This is a genomic window from Catellatospora sp. KI3, assembly GCF_029948125.1.
Classification (GTDB): Bacteria; Actinomycetota; Actinomycetes; order Mycobacteriales; family Micromonosporaceae; genus Catellatospora.
Genome location: NZ_JASAMB010000004.1, coordinates 247,045 through 272,457, shown reverse-complemented (window position 1 = coordinate 272,457; position 25,413 = coordinate 247,045). Strand labels below are relative to the sequence as shown.

General features: G+C 72.1%; 20 protein-coding genes. 14 read left to right on the top strand and 6 right to left on the bottom strand.

Annotation, left to right across the window (positions count from 1 at the left end):
* Positions 1 to 62 precede the first annotated feature (62 nt).
* The 9 genes from QEZ54_RS09695 (at position 63) to QEZ54_RS09655 (ending at position 12,610) form a co-directional block, all read left to right on the top strand.
* Positions 63 to 1,022, top strand: coding sequence for a sugar ABC transporter permease (locus QEZ54_RS09695; protein ID WP_281304182.1), 960 nt, complete (start codon positions 63 to 65; stop codon positions 1,020 to 1,022).
* Entirely contained in the window at positions 1,019 to 1,900 is an 882-nt protein-coding gene (locus tag QEZ54_RS09690) for a carbohydrate ABC transporter permease (protein WP_281304181.1), read from the top strand. The genes QEZ54_RS09695 and QEZ54_RS09690 overlap by 4 nt, the downstream gene beginning before the upstream one ends.
* Before the next feature lie 101 nt (positions 1,901 to 2,001).
* Positions 2,002 to 4,371, top strand: coding sequence for a glycoside hydrolase family 2 protein (locus tag QEZ54_RS09685; RefSeq protein ID WP_281304180.1), 2,370 nt, complete (start codon positions 2,002 to 2,004; stop codon positions 4,369 to 4,371).
* Complete coding sequence (locus tag QEZ54_RS09680; RefSeq protein WP_281304179.1) at positions 4,368 to 5,252, top strand: ROK family protein; 885 nt, start codon at positions 4,368 to 4,370, stop codon at positions 5,250 to 5,252. The genes QEZ54_RS09685 and QEZ54_RS09680 overlap by 4 nt, the downstream gene beginning before the upstream one ends.
* A 16-nt stretch (positions 5,253 to 5,268) precedes the next feature.
* Positions 5,269 to 6,366 carry a mannose-6-phosphate isomerase, class I gene (gene manA, locus QEZ54_RS09675; RefSeq protein WP_281304178.1) on the top strand — a complete coding sequence of 366 codons (1,098 nt, stop codon included), beginning with the start codon at positions 5,269 to 5,271 and terminating at the stop codon, positions 6,364 to 6,366.
* Between the two features lie 32 nt (positions 6,367 to 6,398).
* Entirely contained in the window at positions 6,399 to 7,835 is a 1,437-nt protein-coding gene (locus QEZ54_RS09670; RefSeq protein WP_281304177.1) for a glycosyl hydrolase, read from the top strand.
* Positions 7,836 to 7,911: 76 nt separating this feature from the next.
* Positions 7,912 to 9,243 carry a GH1 family beta-glucosidase gene (locus QEZ54_RS09665; RefSeq protein ID WP_281304176.1) on the top strand — a complete coding sequence of 444 codons (1,332 nt, stop codon included), beginning with the start codon at positions 7,912 to 7,914 and terminating at the stop codon, positions 9,241 to 9,243.
* A gap of 85 nt (positions 9,244 to 9,328) precedes the next feature.
* Positions 9,329 to 11,092 (top strand): ricin-type beta-trefoil lectin domain protein, encoded by a 1,764-nt coding sequence (locus QEZ54_RS09660; RefSeq protein WP_281304175.1) that lies wholly within the window; start codon positions 9,329 to 9,331, stop codon positions 11,090 to 11,092.
* 75 nt (positions 11,093 to 11,167) lie between these two features.
* Entirely contained in the window at positions 11,168 to 12,610 is a 1,443-nt protein-coding gene (locus tag QEZ54_RS09655) for a glycosyl hydrolase (protein ID WP_281304174.1), read from the top strand.
* A 167-nt stretch (positions 12,611 to 12,777) separates the two neighbouring features.
* Here QEZ54_RS09655 and QEZ54_RS09650 read toward each other — a convergent pair whose 3' ends face one another.
* From QEZ54_RS09650 to QEZ54_RS09640, 3 genes are all read right to left on the bottom strand, one after another.
* Positions 12,778 to 15,591, bottom strand: a complete 2,814-nt coding sequence (locus tag QEZ54_RS09650; RefSeq protein ID WP_281304173.1) for a M48 family metalloprotease — start codon at positions 15,589 to 15,591, stop codon at positions 12,778 to 12,780.
* Positions 15,588 to 16,145: a hypothetical protein gene (locus QEZ54_RS09645; RefSeq protein ID WP_281304172.1), complete on the bottom strand. Its 558-nt coding sequence runs from the start codon at positions 16,143 to 16,145 to the stop codon at positions 15,588 to 15,590. Before QEZ54_RS09645 ends, QEZ54_RS09650 begins: the two co-directional genes overlap by 4 nt.
* A gap of 129 nt (positions 16,146 to 16,274) precedes the next feature.
* Complete coding sequence (locus tag QEZ54_RS09640) at positions 16,275 to 17,063, bottom strand: methyltransferase domain-containing protein (RefSeq protein ID WP_281304171.1); 789 nt, start codon at positions 17,061 to 17,063, stop codon at positions 16,275 to 16,277.
* A gap of 231 nt (positions 17,064 to 17,294) precedes the next feature.
* Between QEZ54_RS09640 and QEZ54_RS09635 the strand changes: the two genes are divergently transcribed.
* On the top strand, positions 17,295 to 18,545 hold the full coding sequence (locus QEZ54_RS09635; protein ID WP_281304170.1) for a cellulose-binding domain-containing protein: 1,251 nt from the start codon (positions 17,295 to 17,297) through the stop codon (positions 18,543 to 18,545).
* A gap of 61 nt (positions 18,546 to 18,606) precedes the next feature.
* Here QEZ54_RS09635 and QEZ54_RS09630 read toward each other — a convergent pair whose 3' ends face one another.
* Positions 18,607 to 18,867 (bottom strand): hypothetical protein, encoded by a 261-nt coding sequence (locus tag QEZ54_RS09630; RefSeq protein WP_281304169.1) that lies wholly within the window; start codon positions 18,865 to 18,867, stop codon positions 18,607 to 18,609.
* Between the two features lie 216 nt (positions 18,868 to 19,083).
* Between QEZ54_RS09630 and QEZ54_RS09625 the strand changes: the two genes are divergently transcribed.
* Complete coding sequence (locus QEZ54_RS09625; protein WP_281304168.1) at positions 19,084 to 20,649, top strand: SDR family oxidoreductase; 1,566 nt, start codon at positions 19,084 to 19,086, stop codon at positions 20,647 to 20,649.
* Here the strand turns inward: QEZ54_RS09625 and QEZ54_RS09620 are convergent.
* Complete coding sequence (locus QEZ54_RS09620) at positions 20,568 to 21,479, bottom strand: arginase family protein (RefSeq protein WP_281304167.1); 912 nt, start codon at positions 21,477 to 21,479, stop codon at positions 20,568 to 20,570. The two genes, QEZ54_RS09625 and QEZ54_RS09620, sit on opposite strands and share 82 nt — an antisense overlap.
* Before the next feature lie 293 nt (positions 21,480 to 21,772).
* Between QEZ54_RS09620 and QEZ54_RS09615 the strand changes: the two genes are divergently transcribed.
* Positions 21,773 to 23,164 (top strand): hypothetical protein, encoded by a 1,392-nt coding sequence (locus tag QEZ54_RS09615; RefSeq protein WP_281304166.1) that lies wholly within the window; start codon positions 21,773 to 21,775, stop codon positions 23,162 to 23,164.
* Positions 23,165 to 23,275: 111 nt separating this feature from the next.
* Here the strand turns inward: QEZ54_RS09615 and QEZ54_RS09610 are convergent, their stop codons facing one another.
* On the bottom strand, positions 23,276 to 23,974 hold the full coding sequence (locus tag QEZ54_RS09610; protein WP_281304165.1) for a Clp protease N-terminal domain-containing protein: 699 nt from the start codon (positions 23,972 to 23,974) through the stop codon (positions 23,276 to 23,278).
* Between the two features lie 106 nt (positions 23,975 to 24,080).
* Here QEZ54_RS09610 and QEZ54_RS09605 point away from each other — a divergent pair, with 106 nt between their 5' ends.
* Both QEZ54_RS09605 and QEZ54_RS09600 read left to right on the top strand, forming a co-directional pair.
* Positions 24,081 to 24,494, top strand: coding sequence for a group III truncated hemoglobin (locus tag QEZ54_RS09605; RefSeq protein WP_281304164.1), 414 nt, complete (start codon positions 24,081 to 24,083; stop codon positions 24,492 to 24,494).
* 102 nt (positions 24,495 to 24,596) lie between these two features.
* Positions 24,597 to 25,193 (top strand): TMEM175 family protein, encoded by a 597-nt coding sequence (locus tag QEZ54_RS09600; protein ID WP_281304163.1) that lies wholly within the window; start codon positions 24,597 to 24,599, stop codon positions 25,191 to 25,193.
* The last annotated feature ends 220 nt before the right edge of the window (positions 25,194 to 25,413 follow it).

Here is a 25,413-nt window from a genome sequence, read left to right as displayed (position 1 = left end):
GCGGGGCTGACGGCCCCCGCACCTCCCGACCAGCGGACAGACCTCGGAAGGGCACGAACCGCATGACCGACCTCAAGACCGGCCCCCGGGTCGACCCGGCGCCCGCGGCGGCCGCCGACGCGCCGGCAAGGACCGCCGTGCCGCCCGCGCGCGGGGCGACCTGGGCCCGGCGGCTGACTCCCTGGGGATACCTGGCCGCCGCGCTGGTGCTGCTGGTGGCCTTCACCTACGTCCCGGTCGCGAACATGATCTCCTACAGCTTCACCGACTGGGACGGGGTCAGCCCCGACAAGGACTTCGTCGGCGTCGACAACTACGTGGAGCTGTTCACCCGGCCGGACCTGTTCCACGTCTTCTTCGTCAGCCTGTTCTACCTGGCGGCGGCCGCGGTGCAGATCGTCGTGGCGCTGTACTTCGCGACGGTCCTGACCTTCAGGACGAGGTTCCGGAACCTGTTCAAGGGGCTGCTGTTCTTCCCGTACCTGATCAACGGGGTCGCGGTCGCGTTCGTGTTCCTCTACTTCTTCAAGGAGGGCGGGACGCTGGACTCGGTGCTGGCCCTGGTCGGCGTACACCCGAAGCAGCTGTGGCTCGGCGACCCGGACCTGGTCAACGTGTCGCTGTCCGGAGTGTCGGTGTGGCGCTTCCTGGGCCTGAACTTCGTGCTGTTCCTCGGGGCGATGCAGTCCATCCCGGCCGAGCTGCACGAGGCGGCCGAGATCGACGGGGCCACCAGATGGCAGGTGTTCCGCGGCATCATCGCGCCGAGCATCCGGCCGATCATCGGCCTGTCCGTGATCCTGGCGATCTCCGGTTCGCTGTCGGTCTTCGAGATCCCGTTCATCATGACCCGCGGCTTCGGCGAGAGTAAGACGTTCGTCATCCAGACCGTCAAGCTCGCCTTCGACTTCAACAAGATGGGGCTGGCCTCGGCCATGGCCGTGGTGCTGCTCGCCATCATCCTGCTGATCACCTGGGTGCAGCGGCGCCTGGTGCCGGACGAGAGGGCTGACCGGCCATGACCGTGCCGTCGACCGCGCGGGCCGCCTTCGACCGCCGGGAGCGCCGCGCCGCGCTCCTGCGCCCGGTCGCGGTGACCCTGAAGTACCTGTCCCTGGTGGCCGCGTCGGTGGTGGTGCTGCTGCCGCTGCTGACCATCTTCTTCACCTCGCTCAAGACCGAGCAGGAGATGGCCGGCGGGGACACGCTGTCGCCGCCGCGCGACTGGTTCAACTTCGCCAACTACGCCACCGCGTTCACCAAGGGCGAGATGCTCACCGCGTTCGGGAACACGGCGTTCATCCTGCTGTTCTCGATCACCGGCACCGTCGTGATCGGCTCGATGGCCGCGTACGCGATCGAGCGGTTCAGCTTCCGGTTCAAGAAGCTGGTGGTGGCCGCGTTCCTGGTCGCCACGCTGGTGCCGGCGGTGACCACGCAGGTCGCGACGTTCAAGGTGGTCGACGCGCTGGGCCTGTTCGACACCCGCTGGGCGCCGGTCCTGCTCTACATGGGCACCGACATCGTGGCGATCTACATCTTCCAGCAGTTCATCCGGGGCATCCCGGTGTCGCTGGACGAGGCGGCCCGCATCGACGGCGCGGGCAGCTTCAAGATCTACCGTACGGTGATCTTCCCGCTGCTCAAGCCGGCCATCGCCACCGTCGTGATCATCAAGGGCATCACCGTCTACAACGACTTCTACATCCCGTTCCTCTACAACCCGTCGCCGGAGCTGGGCACCATCTCCACCTCGCTGTTCCGGTTCAAGGGACCGTTCGGCGCCCACTGGGAGACCATCTCCGCCGGTGCGGTCCTGGTCATCGTGCCGACGCTGGTCATCTTCCTGCTGCTGCAGCGGTTCATCTACAACGGCTTCACCTCCGGCGCCGCGAAGTAGCGGCTCCCGGGCCGCGCCCCGGCGGCAGCAGTTACTTACACGGTTTTGTAAAACGAGTTCACCCGAACGCCGCCAAGGGCGTTCGTCGAAGGAGCGCAACTGTGAGCACCTACCGCCGCCTGCACGACGGCTGGACCCTGTCGGCCGCCACGGGCGACCGTGACATCACCTCCGTCGCCGCGACCGTGCCCGGCTGCGTGCACACCGACCTGCTCGCGGCCGGGCTCATCGACGACCCCTACCGTGACGACAACGAGACCCGGCTCACCTGGATCGGTCGCACCGGCTGGAGCTACCGCACCGCCTTCGACTGGCACCCGGCCGGGGCGGCCCGCACCGACCTCGTGTTCGAAGGGCTGGACACCGTCGCGACCGTCCTGCTCAACGGGGTCCGGATCGGCGACACCGCCAACATGCACCGCGGCTACCGCTTCGACGTCGGAGCGCAGCTGGTCGAGGGCGCCAACAGCCTCGAAGTCGTGTTCCGGGCGCCCTACGCCTACACCGACGAGCGGCAGGCCGCGTACGGGCCGCTACCGGGGCCCTACGACGAGCCGTACCAGTTCATCCGCAAGATGGCCTGCAACTTCGGCTGGGACTGGGGCCCGACGCTGGTCACCTCCGGTATCTGGCGTCCGGTGAGCCTGCACTCGTGGTCCGGGTCGCGGCTCGCCGAGGTCCGGCCGCACGTGCGCGCCGACGGCGTCGACGTGCACGTGCGCGTCGAGCGCACCGGCGACGCCCCCGTCACCGTGACCGCCGAGGTCGCCGGGCGGACGGCCGCGGCGGTGCTCCCGGCCGGGCAGGACGAGGCGGTGCTGCGCCTGGACGTACCCGACGCCCGCCGCTGGTGGCCGCGCGGGTACGGCGAGCAGCCGCTCTACCCGCTGACCGTGACCGCCGGCGACGACACCTGGACCCGGCGGATCGGGTTCCGCACCGTCGAACTGGACCCCGACGCGTTCCGGCTGGTCGTCAACGGGCGGCCGGTGTTCGTGAAGGGCTTCAACTGGATCCCGGACGACACCTTCCCGCACCGGGTCACGCCGCGGCGGCTGGCGCAGCGGTTCGGCCAGGCGATCGACGCCGGGGCCAACACGCTGCGGGTCTGGGGCGGCGGCCTGTACGAGTCCGGTGACTTCTACGCCCTGGCCGACGAGCTGGGCCTGCTGATCTGGCAGGACTTCCCGTTCGCGTGCGCGGCCTACCCCGAGGACGAGATCATGCGCGCCGAGGTCGAGGCCGAGGCGCGTGAGAACGTGGTGCGCCTGATGAGCCACCCCAGCCTCGTCATCTGGTGCGGCAACAACGAGAACATCGAGGGCCACCAGCACTGGGACTGGCGCGAGCCGCTGGCCGGGCGCGCCTGGGGCGCCGGGTTCTACTTCGACCTGCTGCCGCGCGTGGTCGCCGAACTGGACCCGACCCGGCCGTACTGGCCGGGCAGCCCGTACTCGGGTGACCCGGACCGCGACGTGCACGACCCGTCGACCGGAACCATCCACATCTGGACCGTGTGGGGGCGGGAGGACTACACCTACTACGGCACCTACACGCCGCGGTTCGTGGCCGAGTTCGGGTTCCAGGGCCCGCCGTCGTACGCCACCCTGCGAGCCTCGGTCTCCGACGAGCCGCTGGCGCCGGACTCGCCCGGCATCATGCACCACCAGAAGGCCGCCGACGGCAACGGCAAGCTGCTGCGCGGCCTCGGCGAGCACCTGCCGCAGCCGGAGGACTTCGACGACTGGCACTACTACACGCAGCTCAACCAGGCCCGCGCCATCGCGTACGGGGTCAACCGGTTCCGGGCGCTGATGCCGTACTGCATGGGCACGATCGTGTGGCAGCTCAACGACTGCTGGCCGGTCACCTCGTGGGCCGCCGTCGACGGCGCCGCCCGCCGCAAACCGCTGTGGTACGAGCTGCGCCGCTCGTACGCAGACCGGCTGCTGACCTTCCACGACGGCGGCCTGGCCCTGGTCAACGACACCGACGAGCCCTGGCGGACCGACCTGACCCTGGCCCGCCTGGACGTGCACGGCCAGCCGCTGGCCAAGGACGCCGTCGCGGTGGAGGCGGCGCCCCGGTCGGTGGCCCGGGTCAGCCTGGCCGATGCTGTCGCCGCCCCGGGCGATCCGACCCGGGAGCTGCTGCTGGCCGAGGCCGACGGCCTGCGGGCGATCAGGATGTTCGCCGAGGACCCGGCCATGGCCTACCCCGTCGCGGACTTCGACGCCACGGTCGAGCCGACCGCCGACGGCGTGGACGTGCACCTCACCGCGCGGACGCTGCTGCGCGAACTGGCCCTGTTCCCCGACCGCCTCGACCCGGCCGCGACCGTGGACGAGCAGTTGGTCACGCTGCTGCCGGGGGAGAGCGTCACCTTCCACGTCACCGCCGACCGGCCCCTGGACCCGGCCCGGCTGCTGGCCTACCCGGTGCTGCGTACCGTGAACGAGGCCAGACCATGAGCGCGGTGCTGGCCGTCGACATCGGCGGCACGACCTTCGCCGCGGCCGCGGTGCGCGCCGACCGGACGATCGTCCGACGGGTCGAGGTGCCCATCGGCGCCGATCCGTCGGCGACGCTGGCGGACCTGATCGGACGGTTCGACCCGCGGGGGCTGCTCGGGGTCGGGATCGGCTCGGCCGGGCCGCTGGACGCCGCCGCCGGCACCGTCAGCCCGGTCAACATCGCCGCGTGGCGCGACTACCCGCTGACGTCCGTGGCCGGCGCGCTGACCGGACTGCCGGTCGGGCTGGCCGGGGACGCCCAGTGCATGGCGCTGGGGGAGTACTGGCACGGCGCCGCCGCCCCGTCGATGCTCGGCGTGGTCGTGTCCACCGGCATCGGCGGCGGCCTGGTCCTGGACGGGGAGCCTTACTTCGGGCGGTCCGGCAACGCCGGGCACATCGGCCACATCAGCATCGACCCGGCCGGGCCGCTGTGCCCGTGCGGGGCGACCGGCTGCGTCGAGACGGTCGCGTCCGGGCCGAGCATGACCGCGTACGCCCGCGCCAACGGCTGGACCGGCCCCGACGCCAGGGCGCTCGCCGCCGACGCGCGGGCGGGCGACCCGGTGGCCCGGCTGGCGTTCGCGCGCGGCGCCACCGCGCTCGCCACCGCGATCCTCACCACCGCCGCGCTGGTCGACCTCGACACGGTCGTGGTCGGCGGCGGGGTCGCCGCCGCGGGCGAGGTCCTGTTCGCCCCGCTGCGCCGGGCGCTGGCCGAGCAGGCCGGACTCGGGTTCCTGCAGCGGGTCACGGTCACCCCGACCTCGCTCGACCGCGACGCCGGACTGTACGGCGCCGCCGCGCTCGCCTTCGCGCTCGCGGGCGTACCCGTCTAACCCGGAGGGAGGACCGATGGACCTGCTCACCAACCCCGTCAAGGAGTACGACTGGGGCTCGACCACCGAACTCGCGGCCCTGCTCGGGCTGCCGCCGGGGCCGCCCAGGGCCGAACTCTGGCTCGGCGCGCACCCGTCCGGGCCGTCCACCCTCGACCGGGGCGGCCGGACGTACACGCTGGCCGAGGTCCTCGACGCCGACCCGGTCGGTGAACTCGGCACGGCGACCGTGGACCGCTTCGGCCCCCGGCTGCCGTTCCTGCTCAAGCTGCTGTCGGCGCGCCGGGCGCTGTCCCTGCAGGTCCACCCGTCCGACGAGCAGGCCCGCCAGGGGTACGCCCGCCGCGACCCGCACTACGCCGACCCTTGGGCCAAACCCGAGCTGGTCGTCGCCCTGACCGAGTTCAGCGCCCTGGCCGGGCTGCGTCCGGCCGCCGAGGCGGCCGACCTGCTGGCCCGGCTGGCACTGCCGCAGCTCGCGCCGGTCGTCGCGGCACTCGGGCAGGGCGACGTCGCGGCCGCGCTGCACACCGTGCTGACCTGGCCGCGAACCGCGCGGCGCGAACTGGTCACCGCCGTCGCGGCCGCCGCCCGCGAGCTGGGCGGGCAGGACTTCGACGCCACGGCCCGACTGGCCGGCCAGCACCCCGACGACCCGGCCGTGCTCGCCCCGCTGCTGCTGCGCCGTCACACGCTGGCACCCGGGCAGGCCCTGTACCTGCCCGCCGGGGTGCTGCACACCTACCTCGGCGGCTTCGCGGTCGAGGTGATGGGCGCCTCCGACAACGTGCTGCGCGCCGGGCTGACCGGCAAACCGGTCGACGTCCCGGCGCTGCTGGCGATCACCGACGTGCGCGCCCAGCCCGGCCGCGTGGTCCCCGACGCCTCGGGCGTCTACCGGCCCGGCTGCCCCCAGTTCCGGCTGCACCACGTCAGCGGCTCGACGTCGCGGCTGGCCGGGGCGCTGCCCCGGATCCTGCTGTGTACCGGCGGCACCGTCACCGCAGGCGAGCACCGCCTGCACGCCGGGCAGGCGGTTTTCCTGCCTGCCCGCCACGACCCCCTCACCATCCGCGGTGAGGGCACGGCGTACTGCGCCGAACCCGGTATCTAGATCCTCCCCGTCCCCCACAAGGAGGTTCCACCATGCGCAACCGCACCGACCGAACCGGACCACCGAGCCTGCGCCGGGCACTGGCCCTGCTCGCGGCCATGGCACTGGCTCTGGTCCTGGCCCCGTCCGCCCCGGCCCAGGCGTTCCCCGCCTCGACCCGGGCTCAGCTGATCAGCTTCCTGAACGGCATCTCCGGGCAGAACATGCTGTCCGGCCAGCACAACCGCGAACCCAACTCCGACCCGACCAAGTACACCCGGGTCGCGCAGTCGATCACCGGGCAGACCCCGGGGCTATGGGGCGGCGACTTCCTGTTCGAGGCCGCCGACGTCAACGCCCGCCAGACGATGGTCAACGAGGCGATCCGGCAGTGGCAGGGCGGCTCGGTCGTCGCGCTGACCTGGCACATGTGCCCGCCGACGATCGGCAGCACGTGCAGCTGGAACGAGGCGGGCATCCTCGGCAGCCTGTCCGACAGCCAGTGGACCCAGCTGATCACCAACGGCTCCAGCCTCAACAACGCGTGGAAGAACCGCCTCGCCGAGGTCGTGCCCTACCTGCGGCAGCTGCAGAACGCCGGGGTGCCGGTGCTGTGGCGGCCGATCCACGAGATGAACGAGGGCTGGTCGTGGTGGGGCGGGCGCCCCGGCGCCAACGGCAGCCGCCGGCTCTACCAGATCACCTATGACTACTTCACCGGCCAGGGCCTGAACAACCTGGTGTGGGTGTGGAACGTCAAGGACGTCAACATGGGCTCGATCGGCGACTACTGGCCCGGCGCCTCGTACGTCGACGTCGCGTCGCTGGACATCTGGGTCAAGATGGAGCCGAGCCAGTCCGACTACCAGGCGATGCTCAACATCGCCGGGGGCAAGCCGATCGCGCTGGCCGAGGTCGGCCGGGTGCCGAGCCCGACCGTCATGAACGCCCAGCCCCGGTGGGCCTGGTGGATGGTGTGGGCCGAGTGGCTCACCGACCCGGCGTACAACAACAACGCCGCCGTGCAGGCGTCGTACTTCCACTCGCGGGTGTTCAACCGGGGCGAGTTCAGCATCGGCGGCGGTGGCGGCGGGTCCCGGACCGGCCCGATCACCGGCGTCGGCAGCGGTCGCTGCGTCGATGTCCCTGCCTCCAACAGCACCAACGGCACCCAGCTCCAGATCTGGACCTGCAACGGGACCGGCGCTCAGTCGTGGACCGTGGGGACTGACGGGACGGTGCGGGCGCTGGGCAAGTGCCTGGACGTCAACGGCGGGATCAATGCTGACGGTACGAAGGTGCAGATCTGGGACTGCGTCGCCGGCAACCAGAACCAGCAGTGGACCTACAACGCGACCACGAAGCGGCTGACCAACCCGGTGACGGGCAAGTGCCTGGACGCGACCGGTCAGGGCACCGCCGACGGCACCAAGTTGCAGATCTGGACCTGCAACGCGCAGACCAACCAGCAGTGGAACCTGCCCGCCTGAGGGCCTGACCAGCCGGTCGGCGGGCGGCTGCCCCGCCGCCCGCCGACCGGCCCACCCACTCGACAGGACGCAGCAGATGAGTTTCCGCAACGACAGCCCACCCGCCGGACCGGCGCCGTTCCGGTGGGGCGTGGCCACGTCGGCCTTCCAGATCGAGGGCGCGACCGGCGCCGACGGGCGCACCGCCTCGATCTGGGACACCTTCACCCGCCGCCCCGGTGCCATCGGCGACGGCAGCACCGCCGACACCGCGTGCGACCACTACCGGCGCATGCCGCAGGACGTGGCCCTGATCGCGGGGCTCGGCGTGGACACGTACCGCTTCTCGGTCTCCTGGCCCCGGGTGCAGCCCGGCGGGCGGGGGCCGGTCAACCCGGCCGGGATCGGGTTCTACGACCGGCTCGTCGACGAGCTGCTGGCACACGGGGTCGACCCGTGGGTGACGCTGTACCACTGGGACCTGCCGCAGGAGCTGGAGGACGCGGGCGGCTGGCCGCACCGGGACACCGCGTACCGGTTCGCCGACTACGCCGAGCTCGTGTTCGCGGCGCTGTCGGACCGGGTCGAGGTGTGGACCACCATCAACGAGCCCTGGTGCGTGGCCACGTACGGCTACGCCGACGGCATCCACGCCCCGGGCCGCCAGGACTTCCCGGCCGCGATGGCGGCCGCGCACCACCTGCTGCTCGGCCACGGCCTGGCGGTCTCGGCGATGCGTGCCGCAGCGACCCGGCCGCACCGGTTCGGGATCACCCTCAACCTCGGCAACGTCCTGGCCGTACCCGATGATGAAGCCGCCGCCGAGGCCGCTCGCTGCGCCGACGGCCTCAACAACCGGCTGTACCTCGACGCCCTCGTCCACGGCCGCTACCCGGCCGACGTCCTGGCCGACCTGGCCGAACGCGGCGTCGCCCTGCCGATCGCCGACGGCGACATGGCCGTCGTCGGGCAGCCGCTGGACGTGCTCGGCGTCAACTACTACTTCGACGCCACGCTGAACGCGGCCGGAGAGGTCCGCACCGGTCCGCTGACCGGCCTGGGCTGGCCGGTCACCCCGTCCGGACTGACCGAGCTGCTACTGCGGCTCAGCCGCGACTACCCGGGGCTGCCGCTGGTGATCACGGAGAACGGCGCGGCCTTCACCGACGAACCCGACGCGGACGGGTACGTCGAGGACACCGGCCGGGCCGCGTTCCTGCAGGCCCACGTGGACGCCGTCGACGCGGCACTCGCGCAGGGGGCCGACGTGCGGGGCTACTTCGTCTGGTCGCTGCTGGACAACTTCGAGTGGGGGCATGGCTACGGTCCCCGGTTCGGCATCGTCCGCGTCGACTACACCACCCAGCAGCGCACCCTCAAAGCCAGTGCCCACCGCTACCGCGAGATCATCGCCGGTCGCCGCTCCTGACGGGCGCTGCCCGCCCGAATCACGAACACCGCGATGCCGCCGAGCGCGGTACGGCACCTCACGCCGTTCAACAGGGAGAATTATCGTGAAATATAGAATTATGGTGGCGCGGCTGGGCCTGCTCGCCCTCACCGCCGGACTGCTATCCGTCACCGCCGCACCCGCCGCGGCCGCCGACCCGGTCGGACCGATCACCGGGCTGGCGGGCAAGTGCGTGGACGTGCCTGGAGCCGCCGCGACCAACGGCCTCCAGCTGCAGCTGTGGACCTGCACCGGCGGCACCGGACAGTCCTGGACCGTGGGGGCGGACGGCACGGTACGGGCCCTGGGCAAGTGCCTGGACGTCAACGGCGGCGTCAACGCCGACGGTACAAAGGTGCAGCTGTGGGACTGCACCGCCGGCAACACCCACCAGCGGTGGAGCTACAACGCGACCTCCTCGGCACTGGTCAACCCCGAGACCGGGCGGTGCCTCGACGCCACCGGCCAGTCCAGCGCAGACGGCACGAAACTGCAGCTCTGGGCCTGCAACGGGCAGACCAACCAGCGCTGGACCCTGCCCGGCGCACCCGCCACCGGCTCTGGGCCGATCACCGGCCTCGCGTCGGGCAGATGCGTGGACCTGCCCGCCACCGCGAACGGCACCCAGGCACAGCTGCTGACCTGCAACGGCGGCGCCTCCCAGACGTTCACCCCGGGCAGCGGCGCGACCCTGCGGGTACTCGGCAAGTGCCTGGACGTCAACGGCGGCGTCAACGCCGACGGCACGAAGGTGCAGCTGTGGGACTGCACCGCCGGCAACACCCACCAGCAGTGGGCCTACAGCGCGACGGGCAGGACGCTGGTGAACCCCGAGACCGGCAAGTGCCTCGACGCCGCCGGCCAGGGCACCGCCGACGGCACCAAGCTGCAGCTGTGGAGCTGCAACGGCCAGGCCAACCAGCAGTGGACCGTCCCGGACGGAACCTCCGGCCCGCTGCCGTGCACTCGCGCCTTCGGCTCGGGCGAGCGCACCGTGCCGGTCACCTTCAACGGCACCACCTACCAGGTCACCGTGTACGTCCCGACCGGGGTGGCTGCCGACGCGCGCCTGCCGCTGGTGCTCAACCTGCACGGCACCTCCGGCACCGGAAGCAACCAACTCGCCTACAGCGAGCTGAAGAGCGCGGCCGACGCGGGCCGGTTCCTGGTGGCCGCCCCCAACGGCGCGTTCGTTAACGGCAGCGGCTTCGCCTGGAACGTGCCCGGGGTCGGCAACCCGCCCGGCCGCGACGACGTCGCCTTCCTCGCCCAGGTGATCGCCACCATGACCGGCGGCACCCTGTGCGCCGACCGCACCCGCGTCTACCTGACCGGCTACTCCGGCGGCGGCCGGATGACCTCCGCCTTCGCCTGCGCGCGGCCGGACCTCGTCGCCGCGATCGCCCCGGTCGCGGGGCTGCGCGCCGGACGCCCCGACCCGGCCGACCCGACGCGGCCCGAAGCAGCCTCATGCCAGCCCACGCGGGCGGTACCCGTGATCGCGTTCCACGGGCAGCAGGACGCCACCAACCCGTACGCCGGGGGCGGCTCCGAGGCGTGGCGCTACTCGGTGCCGGTCGCGGCGCAGCGGTGGGCGGCCCTGAACACCTGCGGCGCTCCGGTGACCACCGCGGTCTCCGCGCACGTGTCACGGATCGCCTACCCGGGCTGCCGCGACGGCGCCGACGTGCAGCTGTACACGATCTCCGACGGCGGCCACACCTGGCCCGGCACCGCGCAGGCGTCACCGGGCAACGGCAACACCACCCGCGAGATCAGCGCCAACACCCTGATGTGGCAGTTCTTCCAGCGCTTCCGCCTGCCCTGAGCCCAGGCGGGGGAACCACCTCGGCGGCCGTCAGCCGAGCACCCGCACCTCCGCATCCCGAAAGGTGACCAGACCATGGCAACACGGCGACCCCTACGGCTGCTGGCAGCGGCGCTTCTCGCCGCCGCCGTCGGCCTGACCGCCGCACCGGCCCAGCCGGCGCTCGCGGCCCCGCCCGGCGCACCGGGCGTCACCCGGACCGACGTCATCAACTACTTCCAGAGCATCAGCGGCCGCAACTGGCTGTCGGGCCAGCAGGACGGCCCGAACAGCAACCCGACCCAGTGGACCAACAAGGTCCGCGACATCACCGGCCTGTTCCCCGGTGTGTGGGGCGGCGACTTCGGGTTCAGCCAGAGCGACATCGACAACCGGCAGCGCGTCTTCGACCAGGCCAAGGCCGCTTGGGCCGCCGGGACGATCCCGGCGATCACCTGGCACGCGTGCGTACCGCTGGTGGCCGTCTGCAACTTCGAGGGCGGCAGCTGGCCGGTGAAGGGCAGCTGGCTGTCCGACAGCCAGTGGACCGAGCTCGTCACCGACGGGACCGCGCTGAACACGTCCTGGAAGCGGCGCCTGGACCAGACCGCGCCCTACTTCCAGCAGCTCAAGGACGCGGGCATCCCGGTGCTGTTCCGGCCCTCGCACGAGATGAACGAGGGCTGGGCGTGGTGGGGCGGGCGCCCCGGCGCCAACGGCAGCCGCAAGCTGTACCAGATCACCCATGACTACCTGGTCGGGCGCGGGTTCAGCAACATCGTCTGGGTCTGGAACGTCAAGGACGTGGCCGGCGGTGCCGCCCGGGTCGCCGACTACTACCCGGGTGACGCCTACGTGGACCTCGTGACGCTCGACGTGTGGGTGCAGTACTTCCCGTCGACCGAGTGGTACCAGGCGATCCTGAACGTCTCGCACGGCAAGCCGATCGCCCTGGCCGAGGTGGGCCGCACACCGACTCCGGCGCAGATGGCGGCCCAGCCGCGCTGGACCTATTTCAGCGTATGGATGGACTGGCTGATCAAGCCCGAGTACAACACCAACGACGGGGTCAAGGCCAGCTACTACGACCCGCGCGTGCTCAACCGGGGCGAGATATCCATCCCGGTCGGCAACCAGCCGCCGGGCGGCACCGGCCCGATCACCGGCGTCGGCTCAGGCCGGTGCGTCGACATCCCCGGCGCCGCGACCGCAAACGGGCTGCAGGTCCAGCTGTGGACGTGCAACGGGACGGGTGCGCAGTCGTGGACGGTCGGGACCGACGGGACGGTGCGGGCGCTGGGCAAGTGCCTGGACGTCAACGGCGGGATCAATGCTGACGGTACGAAGGTGCAGATCTGGGACTGTACGGCGGGCAACGCCAACCAGCAGTGGACGTACAACGCCTCGACAAAGCGGCTGACCAACCCGGTGACGGGCAAGTGTCTCGACGCGACCGGTCAGGGCACCGCCGACGGCACCAAGTTGCAGATCTGGACCTGCAACGCGCAGGCCAACCAGCAGTGGAATCTGCCCGCCTGAGGGCCTGACCAGCCGGTCGGCGGGCGGCTGCCCCGCCGACCGGACCCGGCCCAGTCGACAGGACCACATCGGATGCGCGGTGACCAGGGCACCGTCGCCGACCCGGCAGCATTCAGATGACCGAGCGGCGCCTGGACCCTGACGATCGGGTCCAGGCGCCCCGCATGTCAGTTCCGGACCCGGGTCAGTTCGACCTGGTAGTCCGAGCCGTACAGCAGCATGGTCTCTCCCGCGCAGCTGTACTGCTCCGGAGAGGCGCTGGCCGGGAGGTCGGCGCTCGCCAGGACGGTGCCGTCCAGACGCGTCACCACGGTGCCGCGCGGGGTCCAGTCCCCGTAGGTGATCGTCGACCCGTCCGCCCGGTACGAGCCGCTGGCGCCGCCCTGGACCGTGATCTCCAGCAGATGACCCGTCGACGTCGCGCGTAGCGGTGTGGCCTGCGCGTAGTCGATCGTGATCGTGCCGTCGGCGTGGAAGGACTGCCGGGTGCCGCTACCGGTGAACCGCACCGTGCCGACGTCGGCGATGTCCAGGTCGAGGATGTCGCTGGTTTCGGTCCAGTCGCCCACCAGGCATGACTGCGCGGTCGCCGGGTTCTGCTCGCTGTCCGCCGAGTTCCAGTAGCCGATGTTGTGCGGCACCACGACGACCGCCGCGGCGAGCAGCGAAGCGCTGAGCAACGCCATCGTGGCGAGCACCGGCCAGCGGGCGGCCCGCGCCGGGTGCGGGCGTCGCAGCCGACGGCCGATCAACGCGCCCGCCAGCACCGCCGGAATCGCCACGGCGAGCCCGATGACGAGCAGCGTGTGCACGTAGCCGGCGAGCTCGGCGGCGGAGAAGGCGGGCGGGGTGCAGCGGCCGCTGCCGCCGGACAGTTGGATGCAGCGGGTCACCGTGTAGGTGGCGAGCAGGCCGAGGCTGGCGACGACGGCCACGACGGTCGTGGCCAGCGCACCCAGCGCGGGCCGGCCGGTGCGGCTGCGGGCGGCGACGACACAGGCGGCCACGCCGGCGGCCACCACCGCGACGGCCCAGTACGTGTTGAGGAATACCAGCGCGAAGAACGGCGGCATGTCGGCGGTGAGCGGCGGGTTGGCCCGGACCTGGGCCGGCAGTAGGGCCTTGGCGGTGAACGCGGCGGCGACGCCGAGGACGACGACGGCCAGCCCGGCCACCGCGCCGACGCGCAGGGCGACGCCGAATGCCGGGCCGCCGTCGCCACCTATCGCGGTGCCCGCAGCTGCGGCGCCGCCGAGGTCGGCCGGTGGCGCGGACCGGTGCGGGCGCAGCAGCGCGGGGACCGCCCAGAGGCCGACGAGCGCGACGGTGAACAGGGGATTCTCGATCACGTACCGCAGCGGCAGGTACTGCGCGCCAGTGACGTGCGATAGCGCGGCGAACCAACCGATGTCACCGCCGGGCTCGGGGGTGCCCCCCGGTAGCACGGCCACGATCAGACCGCCCAGCAGGAACGCGTGCCACAGCGCGAACAGCGGCGCGCCGAGGGCGACCGAAGCGGTCACCACGACCGCCTGCGCCCTGCCGCGCCGGGCCGCGCGCAGGCCGCCCCGGGCGACCGAGTGCGTCCACGCCGCCAGTGCCGCGCCGCCCACGAGCAGCAGGACGAGACCGACCAGCAGACCGGGGCGGTCCAGTGCCGCTCCGCTGGTCGTCGCCGACAGCAGCGTCAGCGGCAGCGCGGCGGCGTATCCGGCGACCAGCGCGACGGGCGGACCGAGCCAATCGCGTGCTTTCGGCGGCCGGTCCGGGTCTGCGACAGCGGTCCGCCACATCGCGGCGGCCAGCGCGCCCGCGGCCAGGACCCCCGCCGGCAGGCCGCTGAGCGCGAAGCCGAGCAGGGCCTTCGGTGCGACGCTCGCGGCGAGCAGGCTGGCGTTGAGCGCGGCGAGCGCGGCGGTGAACCCGACGCCGGCCATCTCCCACACGCCGGTACGCAGCAGCCGGCCGGGGGAGTCGATCGCGGCCAGCCGCGCCGCCGGCGACGGATGTGTGCCCAGCCGTGAGGTCAGCCGCCGCCACGGACCGGCCGGTCGGGGCAGGCCGGCGAGCACCGACCGCAGCGCCGTGGCGTCGGCGCCGGCGGCGCTTCGCGCGTCGGCGTGCAGCTCACGGGTACGCAGGATCGCGTTGCGGGTCAGGTAGACCACGACCGTCAGCGCGGCCACGGCGCCCACCCGGTACGCGATCTGGGCGCCGTGTCCGGCGAACCGGTCGGCCGACCAGCGCAGCGGCGTGTAGAACAGTGCCGGGTGGAGGAGCAGCGCCGCGAACGGCAGCAACCCGGCGAGCACGAACGCGCGCCACAGCGCGATGCTGAAGTAGGTGCTGGCGACGTCACGGTTGCCGAGGTGGGCCAGCTCGTGCCGCACTACGGCGCGCACCGCGTCCGGATCCGTCCCGTAACGCATGATCAGCCCGGCGTCGAGCACGACCGCGGGCCGCCATGGCAGGCCGAACGCCTGGCCGCCCGCGGTCGCGGCGCGCGGGTCCAGCAGCCAGCGCGGCGCGCGGACCAGACCGACCTGTGCCGGCAGGCGATCCAGGTCGGCGACGAGGTCCGCGCTGTCGGGGCCGGCCAGCGGCAGCAGGCCGCGGCTGCGGGTGATCCACCACGGGTGCAGCAGGTACAGCAGGGTGGCGAGCAGGAACACCACGCCCACGCCGACGGCGATCCACGCCGCCTGGTCCAGGTAGAGCGGCTGGGTGCAGCGGCTCAACCGGCCGACGGCGGGGACCAGCCGGTCGGTGAAGTCCGCGACCGTGACGACGGGCGGGTCGAACTGCTGCCGCTCGGCACCGAAACAGGTGGTCAGCACGGTCTGGAACAGCCGTGCCTTCGCCGGCACCGCCAGATACACCCAGCTGAACACCGACACGCTGGAGGCGAGGACTGCGGCCACCAGCAGCAGGAACCGGCTCGCGGTCCCGGTCGGCGCTCGGGCGCCCGCCGGGAAGGTCACCGGCCGCTTCCGCGCAGCACGCCCTCGCCGACCACGGCGACGGCGAGCCGGTCGGCCCGCTCGGGCGCCATCCTCGCGTGCCGGACCAGCACCGACTCGACGATCCTCGCGACCTCGGCCCACTGCGCGGCAGTCAGCGCCACATCGTCATCCCCAGGCTCGGTCGGCGCCGAGCCGCGAGCCTGAGCTCCGCCCGGACCGTCCGTGTCGGCCGAGGGCTGCTTCTTCGCGAACAGCCTGCGCAGCACAGCCGCCGTGGCGGCCCCGCCGCGCAGCACCGCCTGCCCGCCGAGATAGGCGATGACCTCGACGGACGCCTCCATCAGCACCGGCACCAGCAGCAGTTCGAGGCCGGTCAGCCCGAACTGCAGGGGCCGGCCCTTGGCGTCCTGTCCGGCCAGTGCCCGGGCCGGATGGTCGAGATAGGACCGCGCCTGCTGGGCGAAGATCAGCCGGGCCGCTGACTGCTCGGGCTCCACCTGCACGATGCGCTCGAACATCACCCGCGCCAGTTCGACGGCAAGCTGCTCGTCCGTCGGAGAGGTCCCGCCCATGCCGCCTCGTTCCATCGCCGCACCGCTGCTGACCGTCGTCAGTTTAGAGAGGCCGTACGCAGATCAATGCCTGCCGACCAAGGATCGAACCGGTCGGATAGGCGACTGCGCCGGTATGGCCGGTGGGGTCTACCCCGCCCGGCGCGCCAGGCACAGGGCGGTGGTCAGCTTCTGCTCGACGACACCGCCGCGCTCGTCGACCAGCTCGCCCAGCGCCTGGTGCAGGCGGTGCCGCCGCTGTTCCGGCAGCATCCGGTGGCCGGAGAACGTGGTCAGCAGGGTCAGGTAGCGGGCGGTCTCGTACGGCACCACGCTGACGATCAGCTGCTGCTCGACGTCGGTGAACAGCGGCGAGACGCGCAGCTCCGAGGTGTGGAACGAGTCGGGGTGCTGCGCGCTGGCAGGCAGGCCGGGCTTGTCGGCGATCTCCGGCGCCAACCGCTGGTACACCACGTCCATGGCCGCCTTCAGCCCGTCGTCGGCGAACCCGAACTCGTGCCCGAACGCGGCGAACACCCCGCCCGGGGCCAGTGCGGCGGCGGCCAGGCGGGTGCGCACCGTGCGGTCGACCCAGTGCCACGCCTGCGCGCTGGCCAGCAGCTCCACCCCGCCGGGCGGCGGCGACCAGTCCTCGAACCGGCTGACCACGACCGACACCAGGTCGTCCCCGGCGAAGCGCCGGGCCAGCACCCCGGCCATCGCCGGGTCAGGCTCGACGCAGGTCAACGGCCGTTCGAGGGTACGCAGCAGCGCCGTCCCCTTGCCCGTGCCCGCCCCCGACTCGACCACGCCCGACGGCACGCCCCCCGCGTACGCGGTGATCCGCTCCAGCACCTCCGCCGGGTAGCCGGGCCGTACGTCGTCATAGGCCTCGGCGACCTCGCCGAAGACCCGCCGCTGGTCGCGTGGTGTCGTCATGGCCGAACCCTAACCAGTGCCGCCGATCACACGAAAGTGGATAAAGCATCGCTGGACGCCGCTCGTACTGACATTTACACTCATCCATCAGGTCTGCTCGCTGCGGGTGCGGCGAGGCGGATCCGGGAGCCGGGGCTGTTCCGCCCCAGCCGCGCACCGGGCGCCGGCTGGTCTGACAGCGCACCCAGCCGCTGCGGCCACCTGCCGCGCGGCCTCCCGGAAGGACCATCCATGCACCTGTCCGCACGATGGCGCGCGTCCGCCGCCGCCATCCTCGCCGCGGTCACCGCCGCGGGCGTCGGGGCCGTCGTCGCCGCCGCGCCCGCCGCCAACGCCGCCGCGGCCTGCCAGGTCACCTACCGCGCCGACCAGTGGACCGGCGGCTTCGTCGGCTACGTGAAACTCATCGCGGGCGACACCGCCATCCACGGCTGGACCATCGGCTGGACCTGGCCCGGCGACCAGAAGATCACCAACGGGTGGAACGCGACGGTGACCCAGTCCGGCACCGCGGTCACCGCGGTCAACCTCGCGTACAACGCCGACCTGGCGCCCGGGGCGTCCCTGGAGTTCGGCATGCAGGGCACCTGGACCAGCAGCAACACCGCCCCGACCGCGTTCACGGTCAACGGCGCGCCCTGCGGCGCCAGCCCGTCGCCGTCGGCCTCACCCAGCGCGTCGCGCAGCGGTTCGCCCAGCCCGTCGGCGAGCCCGTCGCGCAGCGCGTCGCCGTCGCCGAGCGTCTCGCCGAGCCGCTCGGCGAGCCCGTCGCCGTCCGGCCCGCCGCCCACCGGCTGCACCGGGGCGCTGTGGTGCGACGGGTTCGAGACCCAGACCGGCACCGTCCCGTCCGGGGCGTGGACGCTGGTTTACCCGGACTGCCAGGGCACCGGCACCGCCGTCGTCGACAGCACCGTGGCCCGTACCGGCAGCAGGTCGATCCGGGTCGACGGCGCGGAAGGGTACTGCAACCACGTGTTCGTGAAGTCGACGCGTGACTTCAGCGCCCTGGGCGGGGTCTGGTACGGCCGCTTCTACGTCCGGCACACCACCGCGCTGCCGGCCTCGCACGTCACGTTCCTGGCCATGAAGGACGCCGCCGACGGCAACCGCGACCTGCGCGTGGGCGGCCAGAACGCGGCTCTGCAGTGGAACCGGCAGTCCGACGACGCGACCCTGCCCGAGCAGAGCCCGGCCGGGGTGGCCCAGAGCCGCCCGCTGCCGGTCGACCGCTGGGTCTGCGTCGAACTGCGCGTCGACGGCCCGGCCGGGCAGGTGCAGACCTGGACCGACGGCTCCGAGGTGACCGGCCTGCGGGTCGACGGCGTGCCCACCGCCGACGTGGACCGGCAGTGGCTCAGCCGCGCCAACTGGCGTCCGAACCTGACCGACCTGCGGCTGGGCTGGGAGAGCTACGGCGTCGGCGCGGACCGCCTCTGGTTCGACGACATCGCCTGGGGCGGCACCCGCATCGGCTGCTGACCCGCGCACGAGCTGATCGGCGCCGAACCGTGCACGGCTTCGGCGCCGATCAGCGTCCGCCTCACCCGGCCCAGATCGCGACGACCTCCCCGGCCGCGATCTGGGGCGGGTTGGGCAGCAGCGGGGCCAGGTTCTCCTTCACCCAGGCCGCGGCCCGCGCGTTCGACTCCTGCGCGCCGGCCTGGCTTTCGAAGACGCTCGTCGACACCATCACGCCGTCTCCGGCGTCGACCCAGTAGTAGGCCAGCAGGCCCGGAACCGCCCTGATGATCGGGACGAACCCCTCCTGCACCCGCCGCCCCGCCTCACGGGGATCGGTCACACCCTCGTATCGACGTACCGTCACATACATGTGGCTCTGCCTTCCTGAGCGCGGATCAGGTGGCGTCCGGCGCGGCGATCGCAGGGCTGGCCCCGAGATCGGGCCGCGTCTCCAGCGTAGGACGGTGGCGGATCGGCCGGACCGCGGTTGCCCGAAGTCGGGGCCACCTCGCCGGTCCGCCGGGTTCCCGACCTCGCAACGCCCTAGGCTGGGCATATGTCCGAGCAGACACGCGTGCTCGTCACCGGGGCGACGGGGTATATCGGCGGGCGCCTCGCGCCGCGCCTCATCGAGGCCGGGCACCGGGTACGGTGCGTGACCCGGTCGGCCAACCGCCTGCGCGACGTGCCCTGGGCGGCCAAGGCGGAGATCGTCACCGGAGACCTGCTGGACGCCGACGACATGCGCGCCGCGCTCGACGGCATCGACGTCGCGTACTACCTGGTGCACTCGCTGGGCTCGCGCGACTTCGAGCGGATCGACCGCCGCGCCGCGCAGACCTTCGCCGCCGCCGCCCGCCGCGCGGGCGTGAAGCGCATCGTGTACCTGGGCGGACCGGCGCCGCACGAGACCGACGACGGCGAGATCTCGCCGCATCTGCGCTCGCGCGAGGAGGTCGGGGCGATCCTGACCGCCTCCGGTGTGCCGACCGTGACGCTGCGCGCCGCGGTGATCATCGGGTCGGGCTCGGCCTCGTTCGAGATGCTGCGGTACCTGACCGAACGGCTGCCCGTCATGGTCACCCCGCGCTGGGTGGACAACCGCATCCAGCCGATCGCGGTCCGCGACGTGCTGCACTACCTGGTCGCGTTCGCGAGCGTGCCCGACGACCTGAACCGCTCGTTCGACATCGGCGGCCCGGACGTGCTCACCTTCCGCGACATGATGCACCGGTACGCCAGGGTCGCCGGGCTGACCCCGCGCGTGATCATGGGCGTGCGCACGCTCTCGCCCTGGCTGAGCTCGCAGTGGGTCGGGCTGGTCACGCCAGTGCCCGGTGCGCTGGCCAAGCCGCTGGTGGCCAGCCTGGTGCACGAGGCGGTCTGCCGGGAGCACGACATCGAGGCGTACGTGCCGCCGCCGCCCGGCGGGCTCAAGGGCTTCGACGAGGCCGTCGCGCTGGCCCTGGTCAAGATCCGTGACGCGGACGTGGAGACGCGCTGGTCGAACGCCGTCTGGACCGGTGCGCCCGCCGAGCCGCTGCCCACCGACCCCGACTGGTCCGGCGGCAGCGTGTACCTGGACAACCGGACGCGGCAGGTCGCCGCACCCGCGAGCGCGCTGTGGTCGGTGGTCACCGGCATCGGCGGCGAGACCGGCTGGTACTCGTACCCGCTGGCCTGGGCGCTGCGGGGCTGGTTCGACCGGCTCATCGGCGGGGTGGGGCTGCGCCGCGGCCGCCGCGACCCGGTCGCCCTGTACGTCGGGGAGGCGCTGGACTTCTGGCGGGTCGAGGAGATCGAGCCGGGGCGCCTGCTGCGCCTGCGCGCCGAGATGCGGCTGCCCGGCCGGGCCTGGCTGGAACTGCGGGTGACCCCCGACCCGGCCCGCGACGGGCACAGCCGGTACGACCAGCGGGCCGTGTTCATCCCGCGCGGGCTGGCCGGGCACGCGTACTGGTGGACGATCGTGCCCTTCCACGCCCTGATCTTCGGGGGCATGGCCCGCAACATCGCGCGCGCCGCCGAGCGGACGGCCGGTCAGTCCCGGGCGAGCGCCTGGGCCAGCAGGTCGACCAGTTCCCGCCCGCAGGCGCCGTCAGGGTCCTTGTCCGGGTTGTAGCAGCCCAGCGACAGCCCGGCCAGGGCGGTGGTGCCCAGCAGCGGCCGCAGCAGCGCGCCGAGTTCGGGCAGGCTGAGCCCGCCGGGCATGAGATAGTCGGTGGCCGGGAAGGCGGCCTGGTCGAGCACGTCCACGTCCAGGTGCACCCAGTAGCGGCCGGTCGCGGCGGACAGCTCGGCGCAGGTGTGCAGCCCGGCGGCGGCCATCCCGTCGGCGCGCAGCGCGTCGGGCGTCCGCTCCGGCTGGTGGCCGAGGTGCTCGGGCAGGGCGGTGGCGTAGGTGAGCGCCTCGGCGCGGTCCCGGGGGCCGAGCAGGGCGAGCTGTCCGGGCGCCAGCAGCGGCGCGCCCACGTCGGCGGCCCAGGCGGCCGGGCCGAGGCCGGTGACCACGGCGATCGGCATGTCGGCCGGTTCGCCGGTGGGGGAGGTGCGGCCGTCGTACAGGTCGAGGTGGCCGTCGAGGTAGGCCAGGGCGGTCGGGCCGAGCGCGTCGCGGGCACCGGCCAGGGCGCCGGGCAGCAGGGTGCAGCAGCCGCCGATGACCAGCGGGATGCGGTCGGAGCCGACCAGGTCGCGTACGGCGGTCCGGACCGCCGAGGTCACCTCGCGCACCGACGCCCACGCCAGCACCCCGGTGCTCGGGTCGCGGTCGCGCCCGACCAGCCGCACCGCCAGGTCCCCGGCGTCGGCCGCCCCGACGGCGCGGACCAGTCCGGCGCCGCGCAGCGCGGCGGGGGACAGCTCGGTGCCGAACGGCGGGTCGCCCGCCTCGGGCACGCCCACGCAGTCGATCGGCACCCCGAGCACGGTGGGCCACCGCTCGTCGATCATCCTGCCAGTCTGGATGTCCCCGCGGACCTGGGCAAGCGCGACACAGATCGCAACTTGACTCGCCTGCCCGGTAACGCGCAGGCCGTGAGCGCCCTTCCGCAACGGACGCAGTGTGCCGCTCGATCTCGGCTCGTACCGTGTTCGCGGAGTGGCCTGACCGCCGTCGTAATACCACAGTGGAATCGGTCGGGGATAGACCCTTCCGTGATGGATTACGTAGATTTGCTCACTCGGATGACACATCGGCCTGCTCGGGTGAGCATAAGTCTCGATAGCGCAGACACAATGTACTGGTGACAGCACCATTCTCGACCGGACCGGTGACCCCGGCGCAGGAGGGCCACCTCAAGCGGCGCGTACCGATCTGGGTATGGGTCGCCGGCAACGTGCTAGGGATAGTGCTCGCCATCGCGGTTACGGCCGATGCCTTCGCGCGGCCGGACGACCCGCTGGTGATGGGAGTCATGGTCGGGCTGTGTATCTATACCAGCCTCAGACTCCTGGCGGCGCCCCTGGAGTGGTACCTGACCCGCCAGTACGCGTACCGGTCCATTGCCGTCGTCCACCTGGTGGGCGTTGGCATGGCACTCATGGTCGTCACGAGTCCGTCGCAGCAGAAGACGACGCAATTGTTCGCAGACGAGCCGCTGAGTTTCATGATCGGCGTTTATCTGATGACATCGACCGCTGGCCTGTTCGTCGCGGCCGGGATCGCACTTGTCAAGGCTGTACGTCGCAAGGGGCGTCCGCCGGAGCGCCGCGGCGGTCTCACCCTCGGGGCGATCTCGGCGGTGTCATGGTTCAACACCGTCTTCCTCATCGCGGCGGCGATTCTGATCGCGCCCAGCCTGGCCGCGCAGTCGGATGCGACGGTGGTGTTCGGCTTCCTCGGCGGGCTCATGATCGCCGTGCTGCTCAGGCTGCCAGGTGTCCTGGCCGAGTGGTGGCTGACCAAGCGCAAGTTGCACACGTTCGTCTACGCCGTGCACGTCATCGCGGGGCTGTTGACGGGTGCGATCAGCCTTACCGGTCCGTCGCCCGATGCGGAGGCGGCAAGCACGCCCCTGGATGCGGGTGGAATAGTCGCTATCTACCTCATGATCGCCTCGGCCGGGCTGCTGTGTGTCGTGGCTGTCGCTGCACCCGTCCGCGCGCTGATCCGGCGTACCGCTCCCGGAACGGAGATTCCGTCCTCCCTGCCGGATCTCTCGCCTGTCCCGCCGGTGATGCCCGCTCCGGTCATCGAGGCACCGTCCACTCGACGGACCTACTCCAGCGTGCCGCCAGAGCGTTCTCCAGTGTCCAACCCCGCAGTCATGCAGTCCTGGACGGCGCCTGTGAAGGCGCCGTCACCGGATGACGTGAGGCTGCAGGCCGTCGGACCCCGACTGGAGAGCCCGCCGTCCGCGCTGGTGGATGAGCGAGCCCGGCAGTCACCGCCGTCGGCGATGCCGACCGCCGCGGAGCCGACTCGGCTGGCTGGCGCAGCGCGGGCTCCGGAGGAGCCGCATGAACGAGCGGCGCGGATCCGCAATGAAGTGGCCACGGCCTTGGGAATCGTCGTCGGGCTGGCCAGCCTGGTGCAGGGTGTCGACAGCGCGGACCCGTTCCGCACGGTGGTCGTGGCCGCGTTGGTGGGTGTGGTCGGTCTCGGCGCGATCTATCTCGTAACCATTCGAAAGTAGGTCCCGGCCGTGCGGGCTTGCCGGCGAGCTGAATCGGACAGCAGGTGACCGAGCTGCCGTGAGGTATCGCCGTCCGCCTCGCGTCGACGGGCGGCGATGCCGTGGCGGGAGCTAGGCGGCCGACTCCCGGCGCACCACCGCTTCGGTCTGCGGGCTGCTCAACCCGGACTCGTGCAGGAGGCTGACCGCCTCTCCTTCGTCCATGGCCAGCACGCCGAGCAGCAGATGCTCCGCTCCGATGTGCTCATGGCCGAGGCGCAGCGACTCTCGGTGCCCGAGCTCCAGCGCCTTCTTGCCCGCTCCGGAGAACGGTACCGGCCCGGTGGATTCCCGTCCGGTGGAGGGGAACCGTGCGGCGAGCATCGCCTGCACCGCCTGCGGGGTGGTGCCCGCGTCGGTGATGGCCGCGATGGCGGGGGTGCCGGGCACGCTCAGCAGCCCGAGCAGGACGTGCTCGGGGCCGAGGTGCTCGTGCCCGGCCAGGCGGGCCACCTCCTGCGCCTGCACCAGGGTCTGGCGGGCGGCGTCGTCGTAGCGGGCGAAGACCCGCAGGTCGCTCTCGCCGCCCTCCTTGGGCACGAAGCGCTTCTGCGCGGCCTGCTTGGTGACGCCCATGCTCTGGCCGATGTCGGTCCAGGAGGCGCCGGAGTGGCGGGCCCGGTCCACGAAGTGGCCGATGAGGTGGTCGGCCAGCTCGCCGAGGTGCTGCCCGAGCAGCACTGCGTCGCTGAGCTGCGACAGCGGGTCCCCGTCCGGGTGCCGCTGCTTGATGACGGTGATGAGGTCGTCGAGCCTCGGAGTGTCAGCCATGCCGTCAACCATAGGTTGACGGGTCCTTGGCGTCAACCATAGGTTGACGATGAGATCACACCGCCGGACCGGGCACTGCGAGGGCTCGCCTCAGTACGGTCGAAGCATGCGCGACATCAGCGGTCGGGACGACATCGCCACCCTCGTGGAGACCTTCTACCGGCGCGCCTTCGCCGATCCGCTGCTCGGCCCGATCTTCGTCGACATCGTCCGGATGGACCTGGCCGCGCACCTGCCGACCATGGTCGACTTCTGGGAGACCGTGCTGCTGCACGCCAAGAGCTACCGGGGCAACACGCTGCAGGTGCACGTGGCGCTGCACGAGCGGGCCCCGCTGCGCGGCGACCACTTCCTGCGCTGGCTCCAGCTCTGGCACGCCACTCTCGACGACCTGTTCACCGGCCCGGTGGCCGAGCTGGCCAAGACCCAGTCCACCCGGATGGGCTGGTCGCTGCAGCGGCGCCTGGGCGGCGGCACCGGCAGCGAGTTCACCACGATCGGCGTACGCGCAGGGGCCTGACCAGCCGAAAAGCGGCCCGCTGCCGAGTCCCGCCCATAGGGTGGTCTCGTGGGCGGGGGCGCGAAGCGGTTCTTTCCGCGCGACAGCGTGGAGTTCGGTCGCGTGATCAACTTCAGTGACGGCCTGTTCGCCATCGCCATGACGCTGCTGGTCGTCGAGGTCGGCGTGCCGAAACTGCTGCACGAGAACGACGTCCGCGAGCTGGCCGACGACCTCGCCGACCTGATCCCGAACTTCGTCGGCTTCTTCCTGTCCTTCGCCGTCATCGGCCGGTACTGGGTCGCCCACCACCAGATGTTCAGCCTGCTGCGCGGCGTCGACACGGGTCTGATCGTGCGCAACCTGGTCTACCTGGCCTTCGTGGCGTTCCTGCCGTTCCCGACCGCGCTGCTCGGCGACTACTTCGGCAACCCCCTGGCCGTCACCGTGTACGCCGCCGTCGCCGCGGTCGTGAGCGGCCTGGAGGTGGTGCTGCTGCGCCACGCGTACCGCGCGGGCCTGCTGCGGGTGCGGATCGGCCCCGACGTGCTGCGGTGGGGTACCGTCGCGTCGGTGTCGCCGGTGGTGCTGTTCGCACTGTCCATCCCGGTGGCCTACTGGAACACGACCGCCGCCGTCGCGGTGTGGTTCCTCTCCGTCCCGTTCGGCATCTTCATGGACCGCCACCGCCCCGAGGGCGCCGAACTCCTCCAGGGCTGAGCGCCCGCGCTCTTCGCTCGGCGCGCGTCGCTCGCGGCTCGCGGCTCGCGGCTCGCGGCTCGCGATGATCGCGGTCTGAGGTCGGAACCTCGGCTGGTGTCGCATGTTCTGACCGGAGGCACTGTTCATCGGCCGCAGTGAGGCTGGAGATCGCGAGTTGCGGTCACCACGCCGTGGCTCGGCGCGTGGTAGCGTGCGCGCGTGACCGTACGCATCGATG